Source organism: Microcystis sp. M53603_WE2 (genome assembly GCF_030065435.1).
Map to the genome: position 1 here is coordinate 1 of NZ_JASJFF010001269.1, position 1,027 is coordinate 1,027.

At 47.2% G+C, this 1,027-nt stretch carries 1 protein-coding gene; it reads left to right on the forward strand.

Annotation, left to right across the window (positions count from 1 at the left end):
* A partial coding sequence (locus PX481_RS26595; RefSeq protein WP_288096934.1) for a DNA gyrase subunit A occupies positions 1–1,027 on the forward strand: 1,027 nt, incomplete at both ends.

The window sequence follows — 1,027 nt, forward strand, 5'->3', positions numbered from 1 at the left end:
ATTCCCGTGCGCGGAGTGGCGAAAACTGAAACAATTATCATTGAGGGCAAGCGCCGAAGGGAAAGGACGGCAATTGTGGTTACTGAGTTGCCTTTTCAGGTGAATAAGGCGGCATGGATCGAAAAAATCGCCGAATTAGTCAATTTAGGGAAATTGGAGGGAATTGCCGATATCCGCGATGAAAGTAATCGCGAAGGCATTCGGGTGGTGATTGAATTAAAGCGGGAAAGTCAACCGCAGCAGGTTTTGGCGGCTTTATACCAACAAACGGCCCTACAGACTAATTTTGGGGCAATTATCCTCGCTTTAGTCGATAATCAACCCCGGCAGTTATCGTTAAAACAAGTTTTACAGGAATTCTTGCGCTTTCGAGAAACAACTCTCACCCGTCAGTATGGCGACGAGTTGCAACAGGCCAGCGATCGCTTACACCTAGTGGAGGGTTTATTATTAGCTTTGCAGAATATCGATCGAGTGGTGGATATTCTCAAAAATGCTCCCGATGGGACGACGGCTAAGTATCGTTTTCAGGCAGAATTGGGCATTAGTGACGCACAAGCTGATTCTATCTTGGCTATGCCCCTACGTCGTTTAACCGGTTTGGAAAGACAAAAGTTAGAGACGGAAGCGACGGAATTACAAACAAAAATTCAACAGTTAGAAACCCTTCTCCATAACCGTCAGGAGTTTCTCAAGTCTCTGAAAAAAGAATTGCGCTCTTTAAAGAAAAAATTCGCCGATAGCAGACGGACAAAAATTCCCACTGGCAAGTCGGGGGACAGGAGACAGGAGACAGCAGGGAAGAAACAGGATTCTGTGGTAAAAAAACAGGAGACAGGAGACAGGAGACAGGAGACAGGAGACAGGAGACAGGAGACAGCAGGGAAGAAACAGGATTCTGTTGTTAAAAAACAGGAGACAGTCCCGATGAAAAAATTTTCACCACCAGAGACGAAAGAGGTTTCCTTACCTACACCCCACACCCCACACCCCACACCCCACACCCCACACCCCACACCCCACACCC